Source organism: Roseomonas marmotae (assembly GCF_017654485.1).
GTDB lineage: Bacteria > Pseudomonadota > Alphaproteobacteria > Acetobacterales > Acetobacteraceae > Pseudoroseomonas > Pseudoroseomonas marmotae.
Map to the genome: position 1 here is coordinate 1,673,256 of NZ_CP061091.1, position 23,693 is coordinate 1,696,948.

Genomic DNA, 23,693 nt, shown 5'->3' on the forward strand with positions numbered 1-23,693 from the left:
CATGCTGAAAGGAGTTCGCTTCCGCCCCGCGGCGGAAGCGGATTTCGAGGCGCTGCACGACCTCTCCGCCCGCACCATGCGCCCGCATCTCGAGCGGATCGGGCGCTGGGACCCGGAGCGGCGGCGGCGCAATGCCCGCGCGGCCTTCGATGCTGGCGGCATCCGCGTCATCGAGCGCGATGGCGCCACCATCGGCTGCATCGGCTTCCGCCGGCATGCCGATCATGCCGAGATCTCCGCCTTCTTCCTGGAACCTTCCTGCCAGGGCCAGGGGCTGGGCAGCGCCATCCTGGCCCTGCTGGTGGCCGAGGCCGAGGGCCTGCCCGTGCATCTGGAAGTGCTGAAGCAGAGCCCCGCCATGCGCTTCTATGAGCGGGCCGGCTTTGTGCGCGGCGCCGAGCAGGATTATGACTGGCTCTACATCCTGCCCGCCGCACCACCGGAGTCGAACAGCTGATGCCTGCCCTTGCCGAACGCCTGAAGGACGTCACCGTCTCCCCCATCGTGGCGATGAGCACCCGCGCCCGCGCCCTGAAGGCCGAGGGCAAGGAGGTGATCAGCCTGGCGGTGGGCGAGCCCGATTTCCCCACGCCCCCGCACGCGGTGGAGGCGGCGCATCAGGCGGCGCTGCGCGGCGACACCAAGTACCCGCCGCAGGACGGCAGCCTGGCGCTGCGGAAGGCCATCCAGGCCAAGTTCGCGCGGGAGAACGGCCTGGACTACGCGCTGGACGAGATCTGCGTCTGCAATGGCGGCAAGCAGGTGCTGATGAACGCCCTCCTCGCCACCATCGACCCGGGCGACGAGGTGCTGATCCCCGTGCCCTACTGGGCCAGCTATGCGGACATGGTGAAACTTGCCGGTGGCAAGCCGACCTTCGTCAACTGCCCCCAGAACAACGGCTTCAAGCTGCGGCCCGAGGATCTGGAAGCGGCCGTCACGCCGCGCACCAAGATGCTGATGCTGAATTTCCCGAACAACCCGACGGGCGCCGCCTGCTCGCGGGAGGAGATGAAGGCGCTGGCCGAGGTGATGCTGCGCCACCCCGATGTCTGGATCCTGACCGATGACATGTATGAGCATCTGGTCTTCGACGGCTTTGGGTTCTGCACCATCGCCGAGGTGGAGCCCCGGCTGAAGGACCGCACCATCACCGCCAATGGCGTCTCCAAGACCTATGCCATGACGGGCTGGCGCGTCGGCTTCGCCGGCGGCCCCAAGGCAGTCATCAAGGCGATGGTGAACATGCAGGGGCAGGTGACCAGCGGCGTCAGCGGCATCACCCAGGCGGCCGCGCTGGCGGCGCTGGAGGGGCCGCAGGATCTGGTGAAGGAACGCGCCGAGGTCTATCGCGCCCGGCGCGACCTGGTGGTGGAGATGCTGAACCAGGCCCCCGGCATCGTCTGCCACAAGCCCGAGGGCGCCTTCTACGTCTATCCCAACATCGCCGGCTGCCTTGGCAAGACCACGGCCGGCGGGCGCAGGATCGAGACGGATGCGGATTTCGTCATGGCGCTGCTGGAGGAGAAGCTGGTGGCGGCCGTGCATGGCGCGGCCTATGGCATGAGCCCCTATCTCCGCATCTCCTATGCCACGGATACCGAGAGCCTGCGCGAGGCCTGCATCCAGATCCAGGACTTCTGCAAGGGCCTGGCGTGACGGCGGTCATCCGTCCCGGGCGGGACGAGGACGAGGCCAGCTATATCCGCCTGATCGGGGACGCCTGGGCCGAATACCCCAACTGCATCCTGGATGTGGATGGGGAGGTGCCGGAGCTGCGCGCGCTCGCCACCTATTTCGCCAAGGCGGGCGGCACCGTCTGGGTGGCGGAGGAGGAGGGCAGGGTGGTCGGCATGGTCGCCACCCGGCCGCTGGGCTCCGACCGCGCCTGGGAAATCTGCAAGATGTATGTCGAGAAGGGGCAGCGCGGCACCGGCCTGGCGCATCGCCTGCTCGGCGGCGCCGAGGCCCATGCCAAGGAAGCCGGCGCCGAGCGGCTGGTGCTCTGGACCGATACCCGCTTCGACGCGGCGCATCGTTTCTATGAGAAGCGTGGCTTCGTGCGCGCCGGCTCCATCCGCATCCTCGACGACATCTCGAAATCCCTGGAGTTCCGTTACGCCAAGCCGGTGCGCGGCGTGGTGGTGGAGGCGCTGGACGCCGCCGCCGCCGCCAGCGCGGAGCGACGCCTGGCGGATATCCTGGTGGCCTGCGTGGATGCGGGGGCCAGCGTATCCTACCTGCCGCCGCTGCCGGCGGAGACGGCGCGTGGCTTCTGGCGCAAGGTCTCCGGCGATGTCGCCATGGGCAACCGGCTGCTGCTGGTGGCCTGGGTGGACGGCGTCATGGCCGGCACGGTGCAACTGGACCTCGCCACGCCGTCCAACCAGCGGCACCGGGCGGAACTGGCCAAGCTTCTGGTGCATCCGGAATTCTGCCGCCGTGGCATCGGCCGCGCGCTGATGCAGCGGGCGGAGCAGGCGGCGCGCGGCATCGGCCGCAGCCTGCTGACGCTGGATACCCGCGCCGGCGATGGCGGGGAGGCGCTGTACCGCGCCCTGGGCTGGCAGGAGGCCGGGCGCATCCCCGGCTTCGCCGCCGATGCCGAGGGCCGGCTGCACGACACCCTCATCTTCTACAAGACGCCGCAGTCATGATCACCCCGGCCTGGTGCCGGATGATGGCGTCCTACAACGCCGAGATGAACCGCCGCTTCTATGCTGCCGCCGCCCAGCTGCCGGATGCGGTGCGGCGGCGGGATGAGGGGGCCTTCTTCGGCTCCCTGCACCGGACCCTGTGCCATCTGCTCTGGGGCGACATGGCCTGGATGGCGCGCTTCGACGGTGGTCCGCCGCCGCCAGCGGGGCTGGCCGAGGGCCCGGAGATGATCGCGGAGTTCGAGGCGCTGCGGGAGGCCCGCATCGCCACGGACGCGCGCATCACGGCCTGGGCCGCCGGGGTGGACGAGCCGACGCTCGCCGGCACGCTGCGCTGGTACAGCCAGGCGGCGGGGCGGGAGATGGAGCGGCCCATGGCGATGGCGGTCACGCATCTGTTCCTGCACCAGAACCACCATCGCGGCCAGGCCCATGCCCTGCTGACCCGGGCCGGCGCGGATACCGGCGCCACGGACCTGCCTTTCGTGCTGCCCTGACCCGCAAAACCTTGTGGCTGCCAGGTCGTTCCTGTCCTGTCTCCCACAACAGAGGAAAGCGGACATGACGGATATCCGACAGGCTCGCATCCTGGTCCTCGCGACCGATGGCTTCGAACAATCCGAATTGCTGGTGCCGGTGGAGCAGCTCCGCGCCAAGGGCGCGACCGTCGAGGTCGCGGCACCGGAGAAGACGATGGAACCCGGCCATATCACGGGCTGGGACGGAGCGGCGGAGAGGCCCGGCTGGGGCCGGAAGGTCAAGGTGGACCGCAAGCTCGCCGAGGTGAGCGCGCAGGACTACGACGCCATCGTGTTGCCGGGCGGCCAGATCAACCCGGACAAGCTCCGCATGGAGCCGCAGGCGGTGGCGCTAGTGCAGGATTTCGCGGCCAAGGGCAAGGTGGTTGCCGCCATCTGCCACGGGCCCTGGCTGCTGGCCGAGGCCGGCCTCGCCAAGGGGCGGAAGCTGACGTCCTTCGCCTCCATCAAGACCGACATGAAGAACGCGGGCGCGACCTGGGTGGACCAGGAGGTGGTGACCGACAAGGGCATCGTCACCAGCCGCTCGCCCAAGGATCTGGATGCCTTCGTGGCCAAGATCGTCGAGGAAGTGGGCGAGGGTAACCATGGAGACCGCCGGGCCGCCTGAGGCGTACGGTGGCCGGCAGGAGGGAGCTTTTGGCTCCCTCCATCGCATGTTCCGGGGCCCGCCCGCTCGCTCTCGTCAGCTTGCCTTCCGCACGACCTGTTTGGCCCCGCGCCTGAGGCGCGGCGGCTGAACCCATGCAATCGCCTCTACGTGCCCTTTGGCAGACCGTGGCGATACAGGAGGGCAAGCGCGGCCAAAGCACCTGTGAACAATGCCAGGGTTCCGGGCTCTGGCACCGGAGTCGGCGTTGGGGTTGGCGTGCCATCCCGGATGCTCACCGTCACGTCGAAAGAGCCAGAATTGTTGAACCAGCCGAAGGCGTCCATGGTGCCAAGAAAAAGGCGGGTCGCGGCTTCGGGTACAATGAAATCCTGAGTTGCTCCGGTCCCTGTTCCGGTCAGCCCATCCCCGATGAAAAAGGGTTGTTTCAGAGCGGGTGCCAGGCTGCCGAAGTCGATCCCCAGGGCCGCGAAGTTGAGGCCATCCGGCGGGGGCGAAAGATTCGGCTGTGCCGCATCGAGGAATACGCCAATCAACGAATTGAACGGGGCTGTCAGGGTGGCGATGCCGTTCAGGGCGCCGGCGCTGTGGGAGGTGAACAGCCCGCCATCGGGTGATAAACCGGATGGCGTGGGAGTGTTGCTGACGCTGCCGGTGGCGGCAAAGTTGAGAATCGTGCCCCCCGCCAGTGCGAGGCCCGGAATGAGAACCGGCGATTCTCCTGGTGCGGTGTCTCCGGAACTCGCTGTTGAGCCGTCCGGCATGCCGGCCAACCATAGGTCAGAGGTTCCCGAAATCAGAACGGCATCCGCGGTGCCGGCGCCCCCTAACATCAAGACGCTTGCTGCGGTGGCTAGAAGAGCCATTTTTGGCAAAGGCATCTAATTGTCCCTTCGGAAAGTTATCCTTCCGCAATGATTTTATTTGGGTAAGGGAATGATTAGGGAAGCAAATCGATAGGGGTTGATCGAAGGTGGGCCCTCAGAGAGGCGCGCGGTCTTCGCCTATTGCAGCAACCGGTAGATGCCCATGGCGACGCCGGCCACGCCCATGCTCATCGACAGCCCCGGCCAGACCGGGCGCGGGCCGCGCAGGGCCAGCATCAGGTTGAAGAGCAGCGACAGGCCGAGGCCCAGGAGCACCTCCTTCAGGGGGCGCATCTGCGTTCCCCAGACCAGCAGGCCCAGCCAGAGCATGAAAGCGAAGCGGGAAAGCCAGCTCCAGATCAGGTCGGCCTTTTCCGAGGCCGGACGTAGCTCCGGCACATTCGAACGCGAATGGATGAAGGCAGCGCCAGAGAGCAGCACCAGGGCGGGAACGAAGGTGTCCATATCTCCGGCGGTAGCCTTTGCCGCGGCACTTGCCAAGTCACCGCCGGGAAACCGCCGGGGTCACAGCCCGTTCATCTCCTGCAGGCAGGAGGAAACATGCCATGGCCAAGCTCGTCTATCACGTGGTCCAGCACGATGGCGGCTGGGCGTACAAGGTCGGGGATGTCTTTTCGGAGACCTACCGGACGCACGACCAAGCGGCCGCCGCCGCGAGGGATGCCGCCGAAAAGCAGCAGCAGGGCGATGAGACGGAGGTGATCGAGTATCAGGACCAGGAAGGCCTGTGGCATGTCGAAACCGCCAGGGGCGACGACCGGCCGGAAACATCTGTCAGCGAATAGCCTGGTACGGAGCGGGCAGGGCCGACAGGGCCGTGCCCGGAGCATCAGTGTTCCGGGAACTGCTGGATAAGGGCGAGCAGCTCATCCGGGAGCGGATCATCCATGGTCCGGCCGTAGCGCTCCTGCAGGGCGCGTTGCGTCCATTGATCCAACGCCCGCTGCTCTACCGTGACTAGCCGACCGTAACGCTTCATCACCTTCGATTCTTTCCTGGCCTGAACCTGCATTCCGCAACCGCGCCGCGGCGCTCCTTCGTTGTCCCCCATTCAACACGGGACGGTCGTGAGAGTTCCGTTATGGGTTCTCTCCGGCAGTTCTGTGGCCAGGATGCAACAGCGGGGTGCGGCCAAAAAGAAGGCCCGGAAAACAGAGTTTTCCAGGCCAGTCATTCAGGGAGGCTTCACGTCTGGGAGACGAAAGGGTCGAAACCCTTCCCGGCCAGTCGCCGGTGACGGAACGATACGCCAAGGCTCCGATATGCGTCTCCGGCCAATATCTGTGGTCGGATATGCGATGGGTGCATAAGCCTAAGCTTAGGAAGCGTTCGACGCCTGTAACTCCGCCACCAGGAAGTCGCGGAAGACGCCGACCCTCTTGGAGTGCCGCATCTCCTCCGGATAGACGAAATAGGCATCGATCCGGGGGGACTTCAGATCCGGCAGGACATGGGTCAGCCCGATGAGTTCGTCGTCCATATAATCCGGCATGGCGGCCAGCCCGAGGCCGGCCCGCACGGCATTGAGGATGGCGGGCAGGCTGTTCACCTCCACCGCCGCCCGGCGCGGGCTGCCAGGGCGACGCCCGGCCTCCACCAGCCAGTTGATGCTCTCCACCGGCGGCCGGTAGTCGCCATAGACGATCAGCCGGTGCCCGCCATCGAGATCCTCGGGCCGCTGCGGCATGCCGGCACCCTTCAGGTAGTCGGCCGAGGCGACGATCCTGTACCCGAAGGTGGCGATGTGGCGCTGGATCAGGTCCGGCTGCTTCGGCGGGTGCATGCGGATGGCCACATCGGCCTCGCGCATCGCCAGATCCAGGTCGGAATCATCCAGCAGCAGGGTGACGGTCACATCCGGGTGCTGCGTCATGAACTTCCGCAGCCGGGGCGCGAGCCATGTGGTGCCGAAGCCCGTCGTGGTGGTCACCTTGAGCCGGCCGGCCGCGCGCTCGCGGCTCTCGGTCAGCAGGGCCTCGGTCATGGCCAGTTTGGCGAAGACCTCGCGCACCGTCCGGTTCAGGGACTCGCCCTGTTCCGTCAGGATCAGTCCGCGCGCGTGGCGGTGGAAGAGGGGCACCTGCAGCGCCTCTTCCAGCGCCTGGATCTGGCGCGAGACGGCGGACTGGCTGAGGTTCAGCGACTCACCCGCATGGGTGAAGGAGCCGGCCTCGGCGACGGCATGGAAAACCCGGAGCTTGTCCCAATCGAGCGGCATGGCGGTTCAGGCGGCCTGCGCCTGGGATTGGTCCTCGCTGACGGCGAGGAACTTCTCGGCCTCCAGCGCCGCCATGCAGCCGGTGCCGGCGGCGGTCACCGCCTGCCGGAACACACGGTCCTGCACATCGCCGGCGGCGAAGACACCTTCCACGCTCGTGCGCGTCGAATCAGGCTCGGTCACCAGATAGCCCTCCGCATCCATCGCCAACTGCCCCGTGAAAAGGCTGGTGGCCGGGGAATGGCCGATGGCGACGAAGACGCCATCGACCGCCAGTTCCGACCGCTCGCCGGTGATCGCGTCACGCAGCAGCAGCCCGCGTGCCACGGGGGTGCGGCCGCCGGTTTGGGCCAGCACCTCCTCCGTCAGCGTATTCCAGCGCACGGTGACATTCGTCTTGGCCAGCAGGCGCTTCTGCAGGATACGCTCGGCGCGCAGCGTGTCCCTGCGGTGGATCAGCGTCACGCTCTTCGCCAGGTTGGAAAGGTAGAGCGCTTCCTCGACCGCCGAGTTGCCGCCGCCGATCACCGCGACATCCTTACCGCGGTAGAAGAAGCCGTCGCAGGTGGCGCAGGCGGAGACGCCGAAGCCCGAAAGCTCCTTCTCGCCCGGAATGCCCAGCCAGCGAGCCTGCGCGCCGGTGGCGATCACGACCGCCTCGGCCTCATAGGTGTCGCCCGAGTCGCCCACGGCGCGGAAGGGGCGGCGGGAGAGATCGACAGAGGTGATGAGGTCATACTGGATGCTGGCGCCGACATGCTCGGCCTGCTCGCGCATCTGTTCCATCAGCCAGGGCCCCTGGACGGGGGCGGCGAAGCCGGGGAAATTCTCCACATCGGTCGTGATGGTCAGCTGGCCTCCCGGTTGCATGCCGGCGACAACCAGTGGCTGTAGCCCGGCACGCGCGGCATAGATCGCCGCCGTGTACCCGGCGGGGCCGGCGCCAAGGATCAACAGACGGGTACGGTGCAGTTCGGGCAAGGTCTTGATCCTGATAACTCACGCAAGGCTCAAGATATCGGCAAGATCAGTGCTGACCGCAACCCGGATGCCTTGAATACGGGGAGCTATGCAAGGATATTGCGCTACACACGCCGCGCGAGCAACCAACGGTTCAATTGATGCCCGATTCTATAGATAACCTTGACGCGGTCGACCGCCAGATTCTCTCTGAGCTACAGAGCGACGGCCGCATGACCAATGTGGAGCTGGCGCGCCGCGTCGAGCTTTCGGCCCCGCCGTGCCTGCGCCGGGTGCGGCGGCTGGAGGAAGGGGGCATCATCCGCGGCTATCACGCCGAGGTTGACCCGGTGGCGCTCGGCTGGCCCATCACCTTCTTCGCGCTGGTGGGGCTGGAGAGCCAGAAGCAGGCCATGCTCGAAGCCTTCCAGGAGGAGGTGAAGACCTGGCCGGAGGTGCGGGAATGCCACATGATCCGTGGCGGCGGCGACTTCCTGCTGCGGCTGGTCGCGCGCGATACGGCGCATGAGAATTCGCTGACCCAGCGCCTGACGGCACATGCCGCCGTCTCCCGCGTGCAGACCTTGCAGACGATCCATACCGCGAAGCAGATGCCGGGGGTGCCGCTTTAAGGCGCCCCCGAACAGGGCGGAATTCGACTGCAACAAAGACTTAGAGCGAATTCCTTGAGCCGGGGCCGCCGGGGGCCGCCCCGGGCGGGCGGGTTCTCAGACCCGCCGCACCACGTATTGTCCGGCTTCCAGGGCGGCGATGATGGCATTGCCCTGGGCGGAGTCGCGCACCTCGATCATCAGCTCCAGCTCGGTCGATTGCACGGTGGGCGCGCCGAAGAGCTGCTGGTGCTTGACCTCGATGACATTCCCGCCCGCATCGGCGATGCGCTTCGAAATGTCGGAGAGCATGCCCGGCCGGTCCGGGATATCGAAATGCAGCCGCAGGATGCGGCCATCGCGCAGCAACTGCCGCAGCAGCACATTGGACAGCGCGCGGGCATCGATATTGCCGCCGCAGACCGTGGTGCCGACGCGCCGGCCGCTGAAGCGCCCGGGATGGGTCAGCAACGCGGCGACACCGGCCGCCCCGGCGCCCTCGGCCACGACCTTGGCGCTTTCGGCGAGCAGGGCGATGCCCTGTTCCACCGCGCGCTCCGGCACCACCAGCACCTCGATGCCCAGGCGCCTCAGCATGGCATAGGGGGTCTCGCCCACATCCCGCACGGCGATGCCCTCGGCGATGGTGGGGCCGCCCACGGCCACCGGCCGCCCGGAGAGGCGCTGCGCCATGGCGGGATAGCCCTCGACCTCCACGCCGAAGACGCGCAGCGCCGGGTTCAGCTCGGCCAGAGCGGCGGCGCAGCCGGCCAGCAGCCCGCCGCCGCCGACCGGGAAGACCAGCGTGTCCAGCTCCGGCACGTCCTCGACCATCTCCAGGGCCATGGTGCCCTGGCCGGCGATGACGCCCACGTCGTCATAGGGGTGGATGAAGGTCAGCCCCTCGCGCAGCGCCAGGTCATGCGCATGGGCGGCGGCCTCGGCCAGCGTCTCGCCATGCAGCACAACGCGCGCGCCCCAGCCCTCGGTGCGTGTCACCTTGGTGGAGGGAGTGAATCTCGGCATGACGATGGTGGCGGCTATGCCCAGCAGCGAGGCATGGCGCGCCACCGCCTGGGCATGGTTGCCGGCGGACATGGCGATGACGCCGGCCGCGCGTTCCCGCGCCGAGAGCAGCGCCAGGCGGTTCGCGGCGCCGCGCTCCTTGAAGGCGCCGGTGGCCTGGAGATTGTCCAGCTTCAGCCAGACTTCCGCCCCCACGGCCCGTCCCACGGCATGGGAAGGAATGGTCGGCGTGCGCAGCACCGCGCCCTGGATGCGGGCGGCGGCAGCGCGCACCTCGGCCAGTCCGACCGGCGGCAGCCCGATGGCGGGCAGGCCAACCGGGTCCACCACCGGCCGGGTCATCAGTTGAAGCGCACCGCGGTGATCTCGTAGGCGCGGGCCCCGCCGGGGGCCGGCACCTCGACCGTGTCGCCCACCTTCTTGCCCAGCAGCGCCTTGGCCAGGGGAGAGGACATGGAGACGGAGCCGTTCTTCATGTCGGCCTCATAGGCGCCGACGATGCGGTAGGATTTCTCTTCCTCCGTCTCATCGTCGACGATGGTCACATAGGCGCCGAACTTCACCTGATCGCCGGAGAATTTGGAGACGTCGATGATCTCGCTGGCCGGGACGATGGTCTCGAGCTCGGCGATGCGGCCCTCGATGAAGGACTGACGCTCCCGTGCCGCATGATACTCGGCATTCTCGGAGAGATCGCCATGAGCGCGCGCCTCCGCGATCGCGCGGATCACGGCCGGGCGTTCCTCGGCCTTCAGCTGGCGCAGCTCTTCCTCGAGCCGGGCAAAACCTTCGGCGGTCATGGGGAACTTCTGCACGGCGGGCCCTTCCTGACATACACAATGGCCCCACCGTCTGCCCCGGTGCCGGCATGATGCCAGGCCGGGACCTCCGGTAGGGTAGGGGTTAGAGGGGGTTAGGGCCGCTTTCCCTGTTGGGAAAGCGGCCCCACCCGTTCAGAACGAAGGGGGAAAGTAGGCCTGGACCGGCAACACATCAAGGGTTCCGGCCTTCAGGGCCGCAATGGCATGCACCGCGGCCCGGGCGCCGGCCATGGTGGTGTAGTGCGGCACCCCCGTGGTCAGGGCGCCCCGGCGGATGTCGAAGCTGTCCGTCACGGCGGCGCCGGAGCCGGTGGTGTTGATCACCAGCTGGATCTCGCCGTTGCGGATGGCGTCCACGCAATGCGGCCGGCCTTCCATCACCTTGTTCACCACCGTCACCGGCAGCCCGGCATCCCGCAGCCTGGCGGCGGTGCCCCGGGTGGCCAGCAGGGTGAAGCCCATATCGGCCAGCCGGCGCCCGAGCTGCACCACCGTGTTCTTGTCGCTGTCCTTCACCGAGATGAAGGCGCCACCGGCCTCCGGCAGCTTCACGCCGGCGCCGAGCTGGGACTTCGCGAAGGCACGCTCGAAGGAGGTGTCGAGGCCCATCACCTCGCCGGTGGACTTCATCTCCGGGCCCAGGATGACATCGACATTCGGGAAGCGGTTGAAGGGGAAGACCGCCTCCTTGACCGCGACGTGGCGGCTGATCGCCTCATCATCCAGCTTGAACTCGGAGAGCTTCGCGCCGGCCATAACGCGGGCGCCGATCTTGGCGACCGGGATGCCCGTGGCCTTGGCGACGAAGGGCACCGTGCGGGAAGCACGCGGATTCACCTCCAGCACGAAGATCTCGCCGTCCTTCACCGCATACTGCACGTTCATCAGGCCCTTGACCTTCAGGGCCTTGGCCATCGCCTCAGTTTCCGCCTTCAACTCGGTGATGATGGCGGGCGGCAGGGAATAGGGCGGCAGGGAGCAGGCGCTGTCGCCGGAATGGATGCCTGCTTCCTCGATATGCTCCATGACGCCGGCGACATAGACCTCGCCCGCCTCATCGGCGATGCAGTCCACATCCACCTCGATGGCGTCCTGCAGATACTGGTCGATCAGGATCGGGTTCTCGCCCGAGACCTTCACGGCCTCCAGCCCGAAGCGCAGGAGCTGTTCCTTGTTGTAGGCGATTTCCATCGCCCGGCCGCCCAGCACGTAGGAGGGGCGCACCACCACGGGATAGCCGATGCGCTCGGCTTCCACGAGCGCTTCATCCAGCGTGCGGACGATGCCGTTCTGCGGCTGCTTCAGGCCCAGGCCCTTCAGCAGCTGCTGGAAGCGCTCGCGGTCCTCGGCGATGTCGATGGCCTCGGCGCTGGTGCCGAGGATGGGGATGCCGGCCTTGTGCAGCGCCTGGGAGAGCTTCAGCGGCGTCTGGCCGCCATACTGCACGATGCAGCCGAGCACCTCGCCCTTCTCCTGCTCCTTGCGGATCAGGGAGATCACGTCCTCGGCCGTCAGCGGCTCGAAATACAGGCGGTCGGAGGTGTCGTAGTCGGTGGAGACCGTCTCGGGATTGCAGTTGACCATGATGGTCTCGAACCCCGCCTCGCGCAGCGCGTAGCAGGCATGGACGCAGCAATAGTCGAACTCGATGCCCTGGCCGATGCGGTTCGGGCCGCCGCCGAGGATGATGACCTTCTTCTTGTCCGTCGGCCGCGCCTCGCATTCCGGCACGCCGAAGCCGCCCTCGTAGGTCGAGTACATATAGGGCGTATCGGAGGCGAACTCGCCCGCGCAGGTGTCGATGCGCTTGAACACCGGCAGCACGGAGAGCGTCTGGCGCAGTGCCGTCACCTCGGCCTCGGACTTGCCGGAGAGCGCGGCGAGGCGCTTGTCAGAGAAGCCCATCGCCTTCAGGCGGCGCAGGCCATTGGCATCCGCCGGCAGGCCATTGGCGCGCACGCCTTCCTCGGCCTTCACGATCTTCTCGATCTCGCGCAGGAACCAGGGCTCGAACTTGCAGGCCTGGTGGATTTCTTCAACGGTCAGCCCGGCGCGGAAGGCCTGCGCTACGTTCAGCACGCGGTCCGGCTTCGGCGTGGCCAGCGACGCGATATGCGCTTCCTTGGAGCCATCGCCCGGCTGCTCGATATCGTCCAGGCCGGAAAGGCCGGTTTCCAGCGAGCGCAGGCCCTTCTGCAACGCCTCGTTGAAGGAGCGGCCGATGGCCATGGCCTCACCCACCGACTTCATGGAGGTCGTCAGCGTCGCAGGCGTGCCGGGGAACTTCTCGAAGGTGAAGCGCGGGATCTTCACGACCACATAGTCGATCGTTGGCTCGAAGGCGGCCGGCGTCACCATGGTGATGTCGTTCTTCAGCTCGTCCAGCGTATAGCCCACGGCCAGCTTCGCGGCGATCTTGGCGATCGGGAAGCCCGTGGCCTTCGACGCCAGCGCGGAAGAGCGGGAGACGCGCGGGTTCATCTCGATGACCACCATGCGGCCATCGGCGGGATTGATGCCGAACTGGACGTTGGAGCCGCCGGTATCGACGCCGATCTCGCGCAGGCAGGCGATGGAGGCATCGCGCATGCGCTGGTATTCTTTGTCGGTCAGCGTCAGCGCCGGGGCGACCGTCACGGAATCACCCGTGTGCACGCCCATCGGGTCCAGGTTCTCGATGGAGCAGACGATGATGCAGTTATCCGCGCTGTCGCGGACCACTTCCATCTCGAATTCCTTCCAGCCCAGCACGGATTCCTCGATCAGGACCTCGTTGGTCATCGAGGCCGAGAGGCCGGCGGAGACGATCTGCTCGAACTCCTCCTTGTTATAGGCGATGCCGCCGCCCGTGCCGCCCAGGGTGAAGGAGGGGCGGATGACGCAGGGCAGCTTCACCAGCTCCAGGCCGGCGCGTGCCTCTTCCATCGTGTGGGCGATGTGGCTGCGCGGGCTCTCGATGCCGATCTTGGTCATGGCATCGCGGAACTTCAGCCGGTCCTCGGCCTTGTCGATCACCTCGGCCTTGGCGCCGATCAGCTCGCAGCCGTACTTCTCCAGCACGCCGGCCTCTGCCAGCTTCAGCGAGGTGTTCAGCGCGGTCTGGCCGCCCATGGTGGGCAGCAGCGCGTCCGGCCGCTCCTTGGCGATGATCTTCTCGACCATCTCCACCGTGATCGGCTCGATATAGGTCGCATCCGCCAGGCCGGGGTCGGTCATGATGGTGGCGGGGTTGGAGTTCACCAGGATGACCCGGTAGCCCTCCGCCCGCAGCGCCTTGCAGGCCTGCGCGCCGGAATAGTCGAACTCGCAGGCCTGACCGATGACGATGGGGCCGGCCCCGATGATCAGGATGGACTTGATGTCTGTACGCTTGGGCATCGGGGAGGGGACCCTGTCTTTATCGGTCTGTGTCAGCCGTGCACCGACATGCCGCCGTCCACGGGGATGGCGGTGCCGGTGATGAAGGCAGCGGCATCGCTGGCCAGGAAGGCCGCGATGCCGGCGAAGTCGGCGGGCAGGCCCCACCGCTTCTGCGGCGTGCGGGAGAGCACGCGGTCGTTCAGCTCAGGCATGTCGCGCTTGGCGCCAGCCGTCAGTTCGGTCTCGATCCAGCCCGGCAGGATGGCATTGGCGGTGATGCCGTCCGGCCCCCAGGCCACGGCGAGGGAGCGCGTGTACTGCACGATGCCACCCTTGCTGGCGCCATAGGCGGGGGAGAGTGGCAGGCCGAAGATCGACATCATCGAGCCGATGGAAATGACCCGTCCGCGTCCATTGGCCTTGAGATGCGGATAGGCCGCGCGGGTCATCCGCATGGCGCTGGTGAGGTTGGCATCCATCACGGCGTGCCAGTCCTCGTCCGTCACATCCTGCGGCAACCGGCGGATATTGGTGCCGGCATTGTTGACCAAGATATCCACGCCACCGGCCTGTTCCACCACCTGCGCCACCACGCGGTCGGCGGCGCCGGCCTCGGTCAGGTCGGCCTGGATGGCGAAGGCATCGTCGCCCAACTCAGCCACGGCGGCCTTGTTCTTCTCGGCATTGCGGCCGACCACGGCCACCCAGGCGCCGGCGGCGGCCAGGCCACGCGCCATGCCCAGGCCGATGCCGCCATTGCCGCCCGTGACCACCGCCACGCGTCCGCTCAGATCGAACATGTCCGTTCCTCTTCCCCGGGAAGGGCCGTGGATCAGCCCTTCTGCGCCTCGATCATCTCCACGAAGCGGTGGAAGAGATAGTGGCTGTCGGAGGGGCCGGGGCTGGCCTCCGGGTGGTACTGGACGGAGAAGGCGGGGCGGTCGGACGCGGCGATGCCCTCGTTGGAGCCATCGAAGAGCGACTTGTGCGTCACCGTCACGCCGGCGGGCAGGCTGGCCTCATCCACCGCGAAGCCGTGGTTCTGGCTGGTGATCTCCACCTTGCCGGTTGTCAGGTCCTGCACCGGCTGGTTGGCGCCGCGATGGCCGCGCTCCAGCTTATAGGTCTTCGCGCCCAGGGCGAGCGCCAGCAGCTGGTGACCGAGGCAGATGCCGAAGACGGGCTTGCCGGAGTCCAGCACCCCACGGATGGCGGGCACGGCATAGGTGCCGGTCGCCGCCGGGTCGCCGGGGCCGTTGGACAGGAACACGCCGTCCGGGTTGTGGGAGAGGATGTCCTCGGCCGTGGCGGTGGCGGGCACCACGGTCACGTCGCAGCCCGCATCGGCCAGGCAGCGCAGGATGTTGCGCTTAGCGCCGAAATCGACGGCCACGACCTTGTGCTTGCGGATGGGGTTCTTCTCGAAGCCCTGGCCCCAGGCCCAGAGTCCCTCGGTCCACTGGTAGGACTGGCGGCAGGAGACTTCCTTCGCCAGGTCCATCCCCTCCAGCCCCGGCCAGCCGGCGGCCCGGGCCTTCAGGGCCGGCAGGTCGAACTTGCCGTCGGCGGGGAAGGCCAGCACGCCATTCGGCGCGCCGCCGTCGCGGATTCGCAGGGTCAGGGCGCGGGTATCCACGCCGGCGATGCCGGGGATGCCGTTGCTCTTCAGCCAGTCGTCGAGGTGGCGGGTGGCGCGGTAATTGGCGGGCTCCGTCAGGTCCAGCTTCACCACCAGGCCGCGGGCGGCGGGGGTGATGCTCTCGCTATCCTCGGGATTGGCGCCGACATTGCCGATATGCGGGAAGGTGAAGGTGATGATCTGCCCGGCATAGGAGGGGTCGGTCAGCGTCTCCTGGTAGCCGGTCATGCCCGTGTTGAAGCAGACCTCACCGACATTGGTCGTCTGGGCGCCGAAGCCGATGCCCCAGAAGACAGAGCCATCGCCCAGCACCAGCGCGGCGGTGGCGCCGGCGGGCGGCTGCTCGGCGGCTTGGTGCTCAGGGCTCATCGGGCTCTCCGCTTCGGGGCTGGTGGGGGCGGGCAGGGGGGAGCCCTGGGGCATATCCGCCAGGCTCAGGCCGGTGGCGGCGATGATGGCGGGCCAGTGCTTGGCGGGGATGGCGCGGGACTGGCGCCATTTCCGCACGGCCTCGGTGCCGATGCCGCAGCGCTGGGCGGCGGCGTCGGCGCCGCCAATCAGGGTAAGGATATCTTCCACGGACCGCATGTGCGGGTTATCTGGGAATTTCTTTCCCAGGGCAACAGCGCAGATATGGGTGTCTGGGAATTTTCTTCCCGCTGGCTCTTCCGCACCGGGCCGCCTTATACCGCCCATTCCATGCCGCACCGCCTGTTTTTGTGCCGCTAGCCCTGTTCGAGGAGAGCCCCATGTCCCTGCGCGCCCGTTTCCTGGAGGAGATGAAGGCCTCGATGAAGGCCGGTGACTCCGCGCGGACCTCGACCATCCGCATGGTCATGGCCAAGCTGAAGGACACCGATATCGCCGCCCGCCCCAGCGGGGTGGAGCAGGTGCCGGAGGAGCAGATCGTCGCCATGCTCCGCAGCATGGTGAAGTCCCGCCGGGAAAGCGTGGAAATGTACCGCCAGGGCAACCGCCCGGAACTGGCCGCGAAGGAAGAGGCCGAGATCGCGGTGATCGAGGAATTCCTGCCGCAGCAGATGGACGATGCCGCCATGCAGGCCGCCGTCGACGCCGCCGTGGCCGAAACAGGCGCCAGCAGCATCAAGGAGATGGGCAAGGTGATGGCCGTGCTGCGCGCGAAGCATGCCGCCACCATGGACATGGCCAAGGCTGGCCCGCTGGTGAAGGCGAAGCTGGGCGCTTAACTTTGGCAGGGGCGGCGCGCTAAGACCCTGTCATGGCGCTGCCCCCCAACTTTCTCGAAGAGCTTCGCGCCCGGACCCCGCTGCCGGCGCTGATCGGCCGCAAGACCAGGGTCACGCGCTCCGGCCGGCAATGGAAGGCCTGCTGCCCCTTTCATGGGGAGAAGACGCCTTCCTTCTATATCTACGACGACCACTACCACTGCTTTGGCTGTGGCGCGCATGGCGATGCCATCGCCTTCGTCATGCAGGCGGAGGGGGCGAGCTTCCCCGAGGCGGTGGAGCGCCTGGCGGCCGAGGCCGGGCTGGAAGTGCCCAAGGCGACGCCGCAGCAGGCGCAGCGCGAGGCCCGCGCGCGTGACCTGCATGCCGTGCTGGAAGCCGCCGCCGAGGCCTTCCAGCGCCGGCTGCGGCTGCCTGAAGGCCGTGCGGGGCTGGACTACCTGCTGCGCCGGGGACTGAGCGAGGAGACCATCCGCCGCTTCGGCCTAGGCTGGTCCGGGGGCGGGCGCGGCGCCCTGGCGGCCGACCTGAAGCCGCTGGGCATCGAGCTGCGCCAGCTGGTCGAGGCCGGGCTGATGCGCGGCGGCGAGGATGGCGGGCCGCCCACCGACCTCTTCTTCAACCGCGTCATGTTCCCCATCCGGGACCGGCGCGGGCGCATGGTCTCCTTCGGTGGGCGGACGCTGGGCGACGGTCAGCCGAAATACGTCAACGGGCCGGAGACCGCGCTCTTCTCCAAGCGCCGCAACCTCTATGGCATCGATATTGCCCGTGACGCCGCCTTCCGGGGCAAGAGCCGGGTGGTGGTGGCCGAGGGCTATACCGATGTCATCGCGCTGCATCAGGCCGGCTTCACGGGCGCGGTGGCGCCGCTGGGCACGGCGCTGACGGAGGAGCAGCTCGAGGAGCTCTGGCGCGTCGTGCCGGACCCCGTGCTCTGCTTCGATGGCGATGCCGCCGGCACCCGCGCCGCCGCCCGCGTGGCGACGGAGGTGGCGCTGCCGCTGCTCTCCACGGAGCGGACGCTCTCCTTCGTCACCCTGCCGCCTGGGGAGGACCCGGATTCCCTCATCCGCAAGGGCGGGCCGGGGGCCTTCGGCAGCCTGCTGGAAGCCGCCCGACCATTGAGCGGCGTACTCTATGACATGCTGGCCGCCGAGCATGGCGGCACGACGCCGGAGGCCCGCGCCGGCCTGCGCCATGCCCTGGAAGACGCTGCCGCCAGGATTTCCGACAAGGCCCTGGCTTCCGAATACCGCCGCATGCTGCTGGACCGGTTCTTCGAATCCGGCCGGCGCCCGCCGCCGCAGCGCCCGGCCATGCGGAGCGGCGGCGACTGGAAGAAGGGCCGCCCGCCCGCGCCGGTGCTGAACCTGCCGCGCCCCGCCATCGACGCGGGGCATACGGAGCGGGAGCGGCTGCGGTGCCTGCTGGCGCTGACCCTGGCCCATCCCTGGCTGCTGCCGGAGGTGGAGGAGGCGCTGCTGCAACTGGAACTGCCGGCGGAGGAGGAGGCGGCGCGGCTCCGCCAGGGTATCCTGGACTGGCGCGCGGTGGCCGAGCAGCTTGACCCGGTGGCGCTGAACGCCCACCTCCAGGCGAGCGCGCCCGAGGCCCTGGCCTGGGCGCTGCAGTGCCCGGGGCTTCGGCGGCTGCTCGCGGCCGAGGCGCAGCCGCAGTCCGTGGCCCAGGCATGGTGGCATTTCTTCGGTTTTCTGCGGGGGGAGGACGCTTTGCAGGAGGATCTGCAAAGGGCCCGGCAGGACTGGATCGCCTCCAACGACGTGCCCGCATACAACCGCATGCTCCGGCTGACCGAGGCGCTGATGGCGCAGCGGAGGGGCGAGATGGGGGACGAAGGCGGCGAAACCGACGCGAGTCCATGACCGTCCTGCTTTGGCCGCCGCCGGCTCTTGTGCTGCGGGGGCGCGGGCGGTTATGGCGCGAAGGTGGTGTGCGACGCCCGGGGGCCCGTCAGGACGGGGGCAGGGCAGAATAGGACCAGCAAGGTGCGTCACCCCTTGCCGTGAGTGGCGGCAGCCTCGGGTGGCATGTGCGGCGGCATCTGACGGAGCGGACGGCATGGCAAGCAAGGCGGCGGGCGGCACCGAGACGGTCGAGAACCGCGACGAGGCGGTGGAAGGGGCCCTGCTCGATACCCTCTCTGCAGCCGTCAAGAAGCTGGTCGCCCGCGGGAAGGAACGAGGCTACGTCACCTATGACGAGCTGAACGCCGCTCTACCCTCCGAGCAGGTGTCCTCCGAACTGATCGAGGACACCATGGCGATGCTGAGCGAGCTCGGCATCAACGTGGTGGAGGCCGAGGAGGCCGAGGAGGGCGATGGCGCCGCCGCCCGCCCCGCCGCCAAGGCCGAAGGGGCCGAGGAGGAAGAGGAAGAGGAATCGGAAGGCGGCAACGTCAACGAGGAAACCCTCGGGCGTACCGACGACCCCGTCCGCATGTATCTGCGCGAGATGGGCAGCGTCGAGCTGCTCTCCCGCGAGGGCGAGATCGCCATCGCCAAGCGCATCGAGGCCGGGCGCGACGCCATGATCGGCGGCCTCTGCGAGAGCCCGCTGACCTTGCAGGCGATCCTGGGCTGGCATGAAGCCGTCAAGGACGGCCGCATGCTGCTGCGCGACGTGATCGACCTTGAGGCGACCGCCGCCGCCGAGGGTGGCGACGCCCCCCCGCCCGAGACCGAGGAATTCGAGGAAGGCGAGGAAGGCGAGGGTATGGGCCTCTCGCTTTCCGCGCTGGAAGAGAAGCTGAAGCCCGAGGCCCTGGCGACCTTCGAGGAGATCGAGGGCCTCTACGGCAAGCTCCGGAAGCTGCAGACGCAGCGGATGGAGGCCTATACGGCCGGCGGCGAACTGGCCGCCAAGGCCGAGCAGGAATACGCCCGGCAGCGGGCCGAGCTGGTGGCGCTGGTGGAGAAGATCCATCTCCACAACAACCGGATCGAGGAGCTGGTGGACCAGCTCAAGGGCCTGAACCGCCGCATCACCGGCTTCGAGGGCCAGGTGCTGCGTCTGGCCGAGGCCAGCAAGGTCAAGCGCGACGACTTCCTGAACCACTGGCGCGGCGCCGAGATCGACCCCGCCTGGATGGCGCGCGTTTCTACCCTGCCGGGCAAGGCCTGGAAGAACTTCGTCGAACGCTCCCGCGACGAGGCTGAGGCCATCCGTGCCCGGATCGGCGAGACGGCGGCCCTGACCGGCCTGCCGGTGGGCGAGTTCAAGCGGGTCTATGCCATGGTCAGCCGTGGCGAGCGTGACATGACCCAGGCGAAAAAGGAGATGATCGAGGCCAATCTGCGCCTCGTGATCTCCATCGCCAAGAAATACACCAACCGCGGGTTGCAGTTCCTGGACCTGATCCAGGAAGGCAATATCGGGCTGATGAAGGCGGTCGATAAGTTCGAGTACCGCCGCGGCTACAAGTTCTCGACCTATGCCACCTGGTGGATCCGCCAGGCCATCACCCGCAGCATCGCGGACCAGGCGCGGACCATCCGCATCCCCGTCCACATGATCGAGACGATCAACAAGCTGGTCCGCACCTCGCGCCAGATGCTGCACGAGATCGGCCGGGAGCCGCAGCCGGAGGAACTGGCCGAGAAGCTCGGCATGCCGCTGGAGAAGGTGCGCAAGGTCCTCAAGATCGCCAAGGAGCCGATCTCCCTGGAGACGCCGATCGGCGACGAGGAGGACAGCCACCTCGGCGACTTCATCGAGGACAAGAACGCCATCATCCCGCTGGATGCAGCCATCCAGAACAACCTGCGGGAAGCCACCACGCGCGTGCTGTCCAGCCTGACCCCGCGCGAGGAGCGCGTGCTGCGCATGCGCTTCGGCATCGGCATGAACACCGACCACACGCTGGAAGAGGTCGGCCAGCAGTTCAACGTGACGCGCGAGCGTATCCGCCAGATCGAGGCCAAGGCGCTGCGGAAGCTCAAACACCCGAGCCGCAGCCGTAAGCTGCGCAGCTTCCTCGACAACTGAGGCAGGGGTAGGGGCGGTGAAGCTCTCGCTGGTGGAGCCCGCGATCCGCGTGGCGGTGGAGGTGACCTTCCTGCGAATGGAGCGTCCCCCCGCCGGCCCGGCGCCGGCCCTGCCGGCGGATGCCCATGTAGAGGTCGTGGCGGGCTGCACCGTACCCTTCTACCGCTACCTCTATAATACGGTGGGGCAGGATTACGTCTGGTGGCTGCGCCGCACCGTCGGCGATGCCGAGATCGCCAATGTCCTGGCCGACCCTGCCGTCAGCATCCATGTGCTCTACCATGGCGGCGCGCCGGCGGGCTTCTATGAGCTGGAGCGGCGGGGCAGCGGGCAGACCAATATCGCCTATTTCGGCCTGCTGCCCCATGCCGTCGGGCGCGGCATGGGCGCCGGTTTCCTCCGCCACGCCATCGACCAGGGCTGGGCGCGCGGCACGCGGCTGCTGACGGTGAATACCTGCACCGCCGACCATCCGCGCGCCCTGCCAAACTACCGGGCCGCCGGCTTCACCGAGACGCGGCGGGTGCGGGAGATCTGGCCGGTGCCGGTGCGCCTCGGCCTCAAGGTGCCGGAGCGGCTGCTGGCGGGGTAGGGGGCGGCGCCTCGGTCCTGGCTAGCACCGGCCCGAAGAAGGCAGCGAAATTCTCCTTCGTGGCCATGATCCTGCGGATTTCCGCCACCTGGGGCGGTATCGGCAGGCCCAGCAGGCGCGCCAGATAGCAGAAGGTGGTGACCCGTTCCGCCACGGGCAGGCGCCGTTGCCGCAGCGCATCGCCCACGCGCATCTGGATCTCGTCCAGGCGCAGCCCCTGGTCGCGCTGCTGGGCGCGCAGAAGCTGCCGGAAGACCCTGGAGGTCGGGGCGTTCATGAAGCTGATGGGCTCGTGCCGGATATGGGCGGAGAGCCGGGCGTCATCCTTCCGCAGGATGGCCTGCAGCAACTGCTGGTCACCGGGCGTGCCATGCTCATACCAGTTCGTGGCCTGGCGGAGCCGGTCCTCCGGGATCGCCTCGGCCGCTTCCTTCCAGGCGCGCATCACATCCCGCGTGTCGGGATGCGCGAGATTGGCGAGGAAGATGCCGTCATTCACCTCCCAACTCAGCTTGCTGGCGCTCAGGGCGAAGACGAAGGAATGGTCCCGGCAATCGGCCAGATAAGCGCGGATGTCGAAGCCGACATCATGCACCCAGGCATCGGCGTCCAGATGCAGGTACCAGCCGGTAAAGCCCAGATCGAGCAGGTTGTTGATCAGGAAGATGCGGTTGTAGCAGGCCTGCCAGGGATGGAAGCCGCGGATGATGCCCTGGTGGCAGGTGTAGTCGATATCGTGCTGGAGGCAGAATTCCCGGTTGATCCGGGCCGTGCTGCGCAACATGAAGAAGTAGTTCACCGGGTCGGCTGACTGGATCAGGACGATATCCCGTTCAGGCTTCAGTGCACGCATCGCGTCCGGTTCCCCGAGGTCAGGCGGAGAGATGAATATCCCGTCCAGCGCCCAGCTTCAGTTCACGTTGCTGCGGTAAGCCTTGCCTGGGGAATTCGCGGAAGTGCCGCCCTTGAGCCCCGGTCTCAGGCCGCCGGGATGGAAGGCGTGTCATCCTCGCCCAGCGCCTGCCGCAGGAAGGCGGCCAGGCTGGCCTTGTCCGCCATGATGGCGCGGATGCCGGCGGCATCCAGGGGCAGGGGCAGGTCCAGCGCCCGGGCCAGGTTGCAGAAGGTCGTCACGGGCTCTTCCGCCGGCAGGCCCTGCGCGGCCATCGCCGTCTCCACCTGCAGCTGGATGGTGTCCAGCCGCTTCACCGGGTCGCGCTGATGGGAGCGCAGCAACTGGCGGATGAAGCTGGCCTCGGGGCCGTTCATGAAGCTGAAGTGCTCATGGTGCAGATGCGCGCAGAGGCGGAATTCGTCCCGCCGCAGCACGGTGTGCAGCAGCTGCTGGTCCTCGGGAATCTGCGCCCAGTCCGTCGCCCGGCGCATCCGTTCGGGCGAGATGGCCTCGATCTCCTGCTTCCAGGTGCGCAGCACTTCCTGGGTGTCGGGGTGCGCCAGATTGGCTAGGAAGACGCCGTTATTGACGTCCCAGACCCGGTCGGTGGCGCCTGGGGCGAAGACGAGGGATTTATCGGCGATGCCGGCCAGGTAGTCGCGCAGGTTGAAGCCGGTGTCATGCACCCAGGCATCGGCATCCAGATGCAGATACCAGCCGGTGAAGCCGAGATCGAGCAGCTGGTTGAGGGTGAAGACCCGGTTGTAGGAGGCGTGCCAGGGGTGGAAGCCCCGGACGACCCCGTAATGGCAGAGATACAGAATGTCCTGCCGCCGGCAGAATTCCCGGTTGATGCGGGAGGTGCTGCGGAGCATCGGGAAATAACGCTTGGGGTCGGCTGACTGGCCCAGGACGATGTCCTGCTCCGGCTTCAGCAGCAGCATGGTCAGCCTCCCCGATCAAACCGGGCGGGGTCGGCGCCCCGCCCCTGTTGCGGCGTTACTTGGCCGCGGCGATCTGCTGCTCCAGGATCTTCGCCGCCTCTTCGGCATTGCCCCAGTTCCGCACCTTCACCCACTTGCCGGGCTCCAGGTCCTTATAGCGGGTGAAGAAATGCTCGATGGCGTCGCGGATGATCTTCGGCAGATCCGACACGTCCTTCACATCGGTATAGGCGGTATGCAGCTTGTCATGCGGCACGCAGACCAGCTTCTCGTCCTGGCCGCTCTCGTCCTCCATGAAGAGAACGCCGATCGGGCGGCAGCGGATCACTGCGCCGGGCACGATCGGGGCGGGCGCCAGCACCAGCGCGTCCGAGGGGTCGCCGTCATCGGCCAGGGTGCCGGGGACGAAGCCATAAGCCGCCGGATAGGCCATCGGGGTGAAGAGGAAGCGATCGACCACGACGGCGCCGCTGTCCTTGTCCAGCTCATACTTCACCTGCGACCCCTGCGGGATCTCGATGACGACATTGATGTCGTAAGGCGGGTTCTTGCCGGTGGAGAGCTTCGAAATGTCCATCTGGGTGGCCCATCCAAGTTGTTGCAGTCGTACGGAAGCTGGGTGGAGGCGCTGTAGCAGGGGGCGCGGCGGGCGTCTATTCGGCAGCACTCTTGCCGGCCGGAAGCGGGCCAGGGCACCATGTGGCGGAAAAGGCGCGCG

24 protein-coding genes are annotated in these 23,693 nt (G+C 67.6%); 11 read left to right on the top strand and 13 right to left on the bottom strand.

The features are described 5' to 3' along the window. Position 1 precedes the first annotated feature (1 nt). The 5 genes from IAI58_RS07910 (at position 2) to IAI58_RS07930 (ending at position 3,806) form a co-directional block, all read left to right on the top strand. Complete coding sequence (locus tag IAI58_RS07910; RefSeq protein WP_207446691.1) at positions 2 to 457, top strand: GNAT family N-acetyltransferase; 456 nt, start codon at positions 2 to 4, stop codon at positions 455 to 457. Next, positions 457 to 1,659, top strand: coding sequence for a pyridoxal phosphate-dependent aminotransferase (locus tag IAI58_RS07915; RefSeq protein WP_207446689.1), 1,203 nt, complete (start codon positions 457 to 459; stop codon positions 1,657 to 1,659). The genes IAI58_RS07910 and IAI58_RS07915 overlap by 1 nt, the downstream gene beginning before the upstream one ends. Beyond that, entirely contained in the window at positions 1,656 to 2,657 is a 1,002-nt protein-coding gene (locus tag IAI58_RS07920; RefSeq protein WP_207446686.1) for a GNAT family N-acetyltransferase, read from the top strand. Before IAI58_RS07915 ends, IAI58_RS07920 begins: the two co-directional genes overlap by 4 nt. Further along, positions 2,654 to 3,154, top strand: coding sequence for a DinB family protein (locus IAI58_RS07925; RefSeq protein ID WP_207446684.1), 501 nt, complete (start codon positions 2,654 to 2,656; stop codon positions 3,152 to 3,154). The genes IAI58_RS07920 and IAI58_RS07925 overlap by 4 nt, the downstream gene beginning before the upstream one ends. A 64-nt stretch (positions 3,155 to 3,218) precedes the next feature. Next, entirely contained in the window at positions 3,219 to 3,806 is a 588-nt protein-coding gene (locus tag IAI58_RS07930; RefSeq protein WP_207446682.1) for a type 1 glutamine amidotransferase domain-containing protein, read from the top strand. A 146-nt stretch (positions 3,807 to 3,952) separates the two neighbouring features. Here the strand turns inward: IAI58_RS07930 and IAI58_RS07935 are convergent, their stop codons facing one another. Then, entirely contained in the window at positions 3,953 to 4,687 is a 735-nt protein-coding gene (locus IAI58_RS07935) for a PEP-CTERM sorting domain-containing protein (protein WP_207446680.1), read from the bottom strand. 123 nt (positions 4,688 to 4,810) lie between these two features. Then, positions 4,811 to 5,137, bottom strand: a complete 327-nt coding sequence (locus IAI58_RS07940) for a multidrug DMT transporter permease (RefSeq protein WP_207446678.1) — start codon at positions 5,135 to 5,137, stop codon at positions 4,811 to 4,813. A 101-nt stretch (positions 5,138 to 5,238) separates the two neighbouring features. Here IAI58_RS07940 and IAI58_RS07945 point away from each other — a divergent pair, with 101 nt between their 5' ends. Continuing rightward, the gene (locus IAI58_RS07945; protein ID WP_207446676.1) at positions 5,239 to 5,478 is read left to right on the top strand and encodes a DUF2188 domain-containing protein; all 240 of its coding nucleotides are present in this window, start codon (positions 5,239 to 5,241) and stop codon (positions 5,476 to 5,478) included. A 44-nt stretch (positions 5,479 to 5,522) separates the two neighbouring features. Here IAI58_RS07945 and IAI58_RS07950 read toward each other — a convergent pair whose 3' ends face one another. From IAI58_RS07950 to trxB, 3 genes are all read right to left on the bottom strand, one after another. Further along, positions 5,523 to 5,675, bottom strand: coding sequence for a hypothetical protein (locus tag IAI58_RS07950; RefSeq protein ID WP_207446674.1), 153 nt, complete (start codon positions 5,673 to 5,675; stop codon positions 5,523 to 5,525). A 336-nt stretch (positions 5,676 to 6,011) separates the two neighbouring features. Then, the gene (locus IAI58_RS07955; protein ID WP_207446672.1) at positions 6,012 to 6,911 is read right to left on the bottom strand and encodes a LysR family transcriptional regulator; all 900 of its coding nucleotides are present in this window, start codon (positions 6,909 to 6,911) and stop codon (positions 6,012 to 6,014) included. A 6-nt stretch (positions 6,912 to 6,917) separates the two neighbouring features. Continuing rightward, positions 6,918 to 7,892, bottom strand: coding sequence for a thioredoxin-disulfide reductase (gene trxB / locus IAI58_RS07960; RefSeq protein WP_207446670.1), 975 nt, complete (start codon positions 7,890 to 7,892; stop codon positions 6,918 to 6,920). 140 nt (positions 7,893 to 8,032) lie between these two features. On the opposite strand from trxB, the gene IAI58_RS07965 reads away from it, so the two are divergent. Continuing rightward, positions 8,033 to 8,503 carry an Lrp/AsnC family transcriptional regulator gene (locus tag IAI58_RS07965; protein WP_207446668.1) on the top strand — a complete coding sequence of 157 codons (471 nt, stop codon included), beginning with the start codon at positions 8,033 to 8,035 and terminating at the stop codon, positions 8,501 to 8,503. A gap of 96 nt (positions 8,504 to 8,599) precedes the next feature. Here IAI58_RS07965 and IAI58_RS07970 read toward each other — a convergent pair whose 3' ends face one another. The 5 genes from IAI58_RS07970 to carA form a co-directional block, all read right to left on the bottom strand. After that, positions 8,600 to 9,850 carry a threonine ammonia-lyase gene (locus IAI58_RS07970; protein ID WP_207446666.1) on the bottom strand — a complete coding sequence of 417 codons (1,251 nt, stop codon included), beginning with the start codon at positions 9,848 to 9,850 and terminating at the stop codon, positions 8,600 to 8,602. Further along, positions 9,850 to 10,323, bottom strand: coding sequence for a transcription elongation factor GreA (greA, locus tag IAI58_RS07975; RefSeq protein WP_207446664.1), 474 nt, complete (start codon positions 10,321 to 10,323; stop codon positions 9,850 to 9,852). The genes IAI58_RS07970 and greA overlap by 1 nt, the downstream gene beginning before the upstream one ends. 138 nt (positions 10,324 to 10,461) lie before the next feature. Then, positions 10,462 to 13,707 carry a carbamoyl-phosphate synthase large subunit gene (carB, locus tag IAI58_RS07980; RefSeq protein ID WP_207446662.1) on the bottom strand — a complete coding sequence of 1,082 codons (3,246 nt, stop codon included), beginning with the start codon at positions 13,705 to 13,707 and terminating at the stop codon, positions 10,462 to 10,464. Positions 13,708 to 13,739: 32 nt separating this feature from the next. Continuing rightward, entirely contained in the window at positions 13,740 to 14,489 is a 750-nt protein-coding gene (locus IAI58_RS07985; RefSeq protein ID WP_207446660.1) for an SDR family NAD(P)-dependent oxidoreductase, read from the bottom strand. Between the two features lie 32 nt (positions 14,490 to 14,521). Next, positions 14,522 to 15,916, bottom strand: a complete 1,395-nt coding sequence (gene carA / locus IAI58_RS07990) for a glutamine-hydrolyzing carbamoyl-phosphate synthase small subunit (protein ID WP_207446658.1) — start codon at positions 15,914 to 15,916, stop codon at positions 14,522 to 14,524. A gap of 161 nt (positions 15,917 to 16,077) precedes the next feature. Here carA and IAI58_RS07995 point away from each other — a divergent pair, with 161 nt between their 5' ends. The 4 genes from IAI58_RS07995 (at position 16,078) to IAI58_RS08010 (ending at position 21,136) form a co-directional block, all read left to right on the top strand. Beyond that, positions 16,078 to 16,536, top strand: a complete 459-nt coding sequence (locus tag IAI58_RS07995) for a GatB/YqeY domain-containing protein (protein ID WP_207446656.1) — start codon at positions 16,078 to 16,080, stop codon at positions 16,534 to 16,536. A gap of 32 nt (positions 16,537 to 16,568) precedes the next feature. Next, positions 16,569 to 18,422 carry a DNA primase gene (dnaG, locus tag IAI58_RS08000; RefSeq protein ID WP_207446654.1) on the top strand — a complete coding sequence of 618 codons (1,854 nt, stop codon included), beginning with the start codon at positions 16,569 to 16,571 and terminating at the stop codon, positions 18,420 to 18,422. Between the two features lie 196 nt (positions 18,423 to 18,618). Further along, positions 18,619 to 20,544, top strand: coding sequence for an RNA polymerase sigma factor RpoD (gene rpoD, locus IAI58_RS08005; RefSeq protein WP_207446652.1), 1,926 nt, complete (start codon positions 18,619 to 18,621; stop codon positions 20,542 to 20,544). A gap of 16 nt (positions 20,545 to 20,560) precedes the next feature. After that, a complete protein-coding gene (locus tag IAI58_RS08010) occupies positions 20,561 to 21,136 on the top strand; it encodes a GNAT family N-acetyltransferase (protein ID WP_237182934.1) in 576 nt (191 codons plus the stop codon). On the opposite strand, the gene IAI58_RS08015 is transcribed toward IAI58_RS08010, so the two are convergent. The 3 genes from IAI58_RS08015 to ppa form a co-directional block, all read right to left on the bottom strand. Next, the gene (locus IAI58_RS08015) at positions 21,105 to 21,989 is read right to left on the bottom strand and encodes a hypothetical protein (protein WP_207446651.1); all 885 of its coding nucleotides are present in this window, start codon (positions 21,987 to 21,989) and stop codon (positions 21,105 to 21,107) included. The genes IAI58_RS08010 and IAI58_RS08015 overlap by 32 nt on opposite strands. 125 nt (positions 21,990 to 22,114) lie before the next feature. Next, positions 22,115 to 22,975, bottom strand: a complete 861-nt coding sequence (locus IAI58_RS08020) for a hypothetical protein (RefSeq protein ID WP_207446650.1) — start codon at positions 22,973 to 22,975, stop codon at positions 22,115 to 22,117. Between the two features lie 55 nt (positions 22,976 to 23,030). Continuing rightward, positions 23,031 to 23,552 carry an inorganic diphosphatase gene (gene ppa, locus IAI58_RS08025; RefSeq protein ID WP_207446649.1) on the bottom strand — a complete coding sequence of 174 codons (522 nt, stop codon included), beginning with the start codon at positions 23,550 to 23,552 and terminating at the stop codon, positions 23,031 to 23,033. Positions 23,553 to 23,693 lie beyond the last annotated feature (141 nt).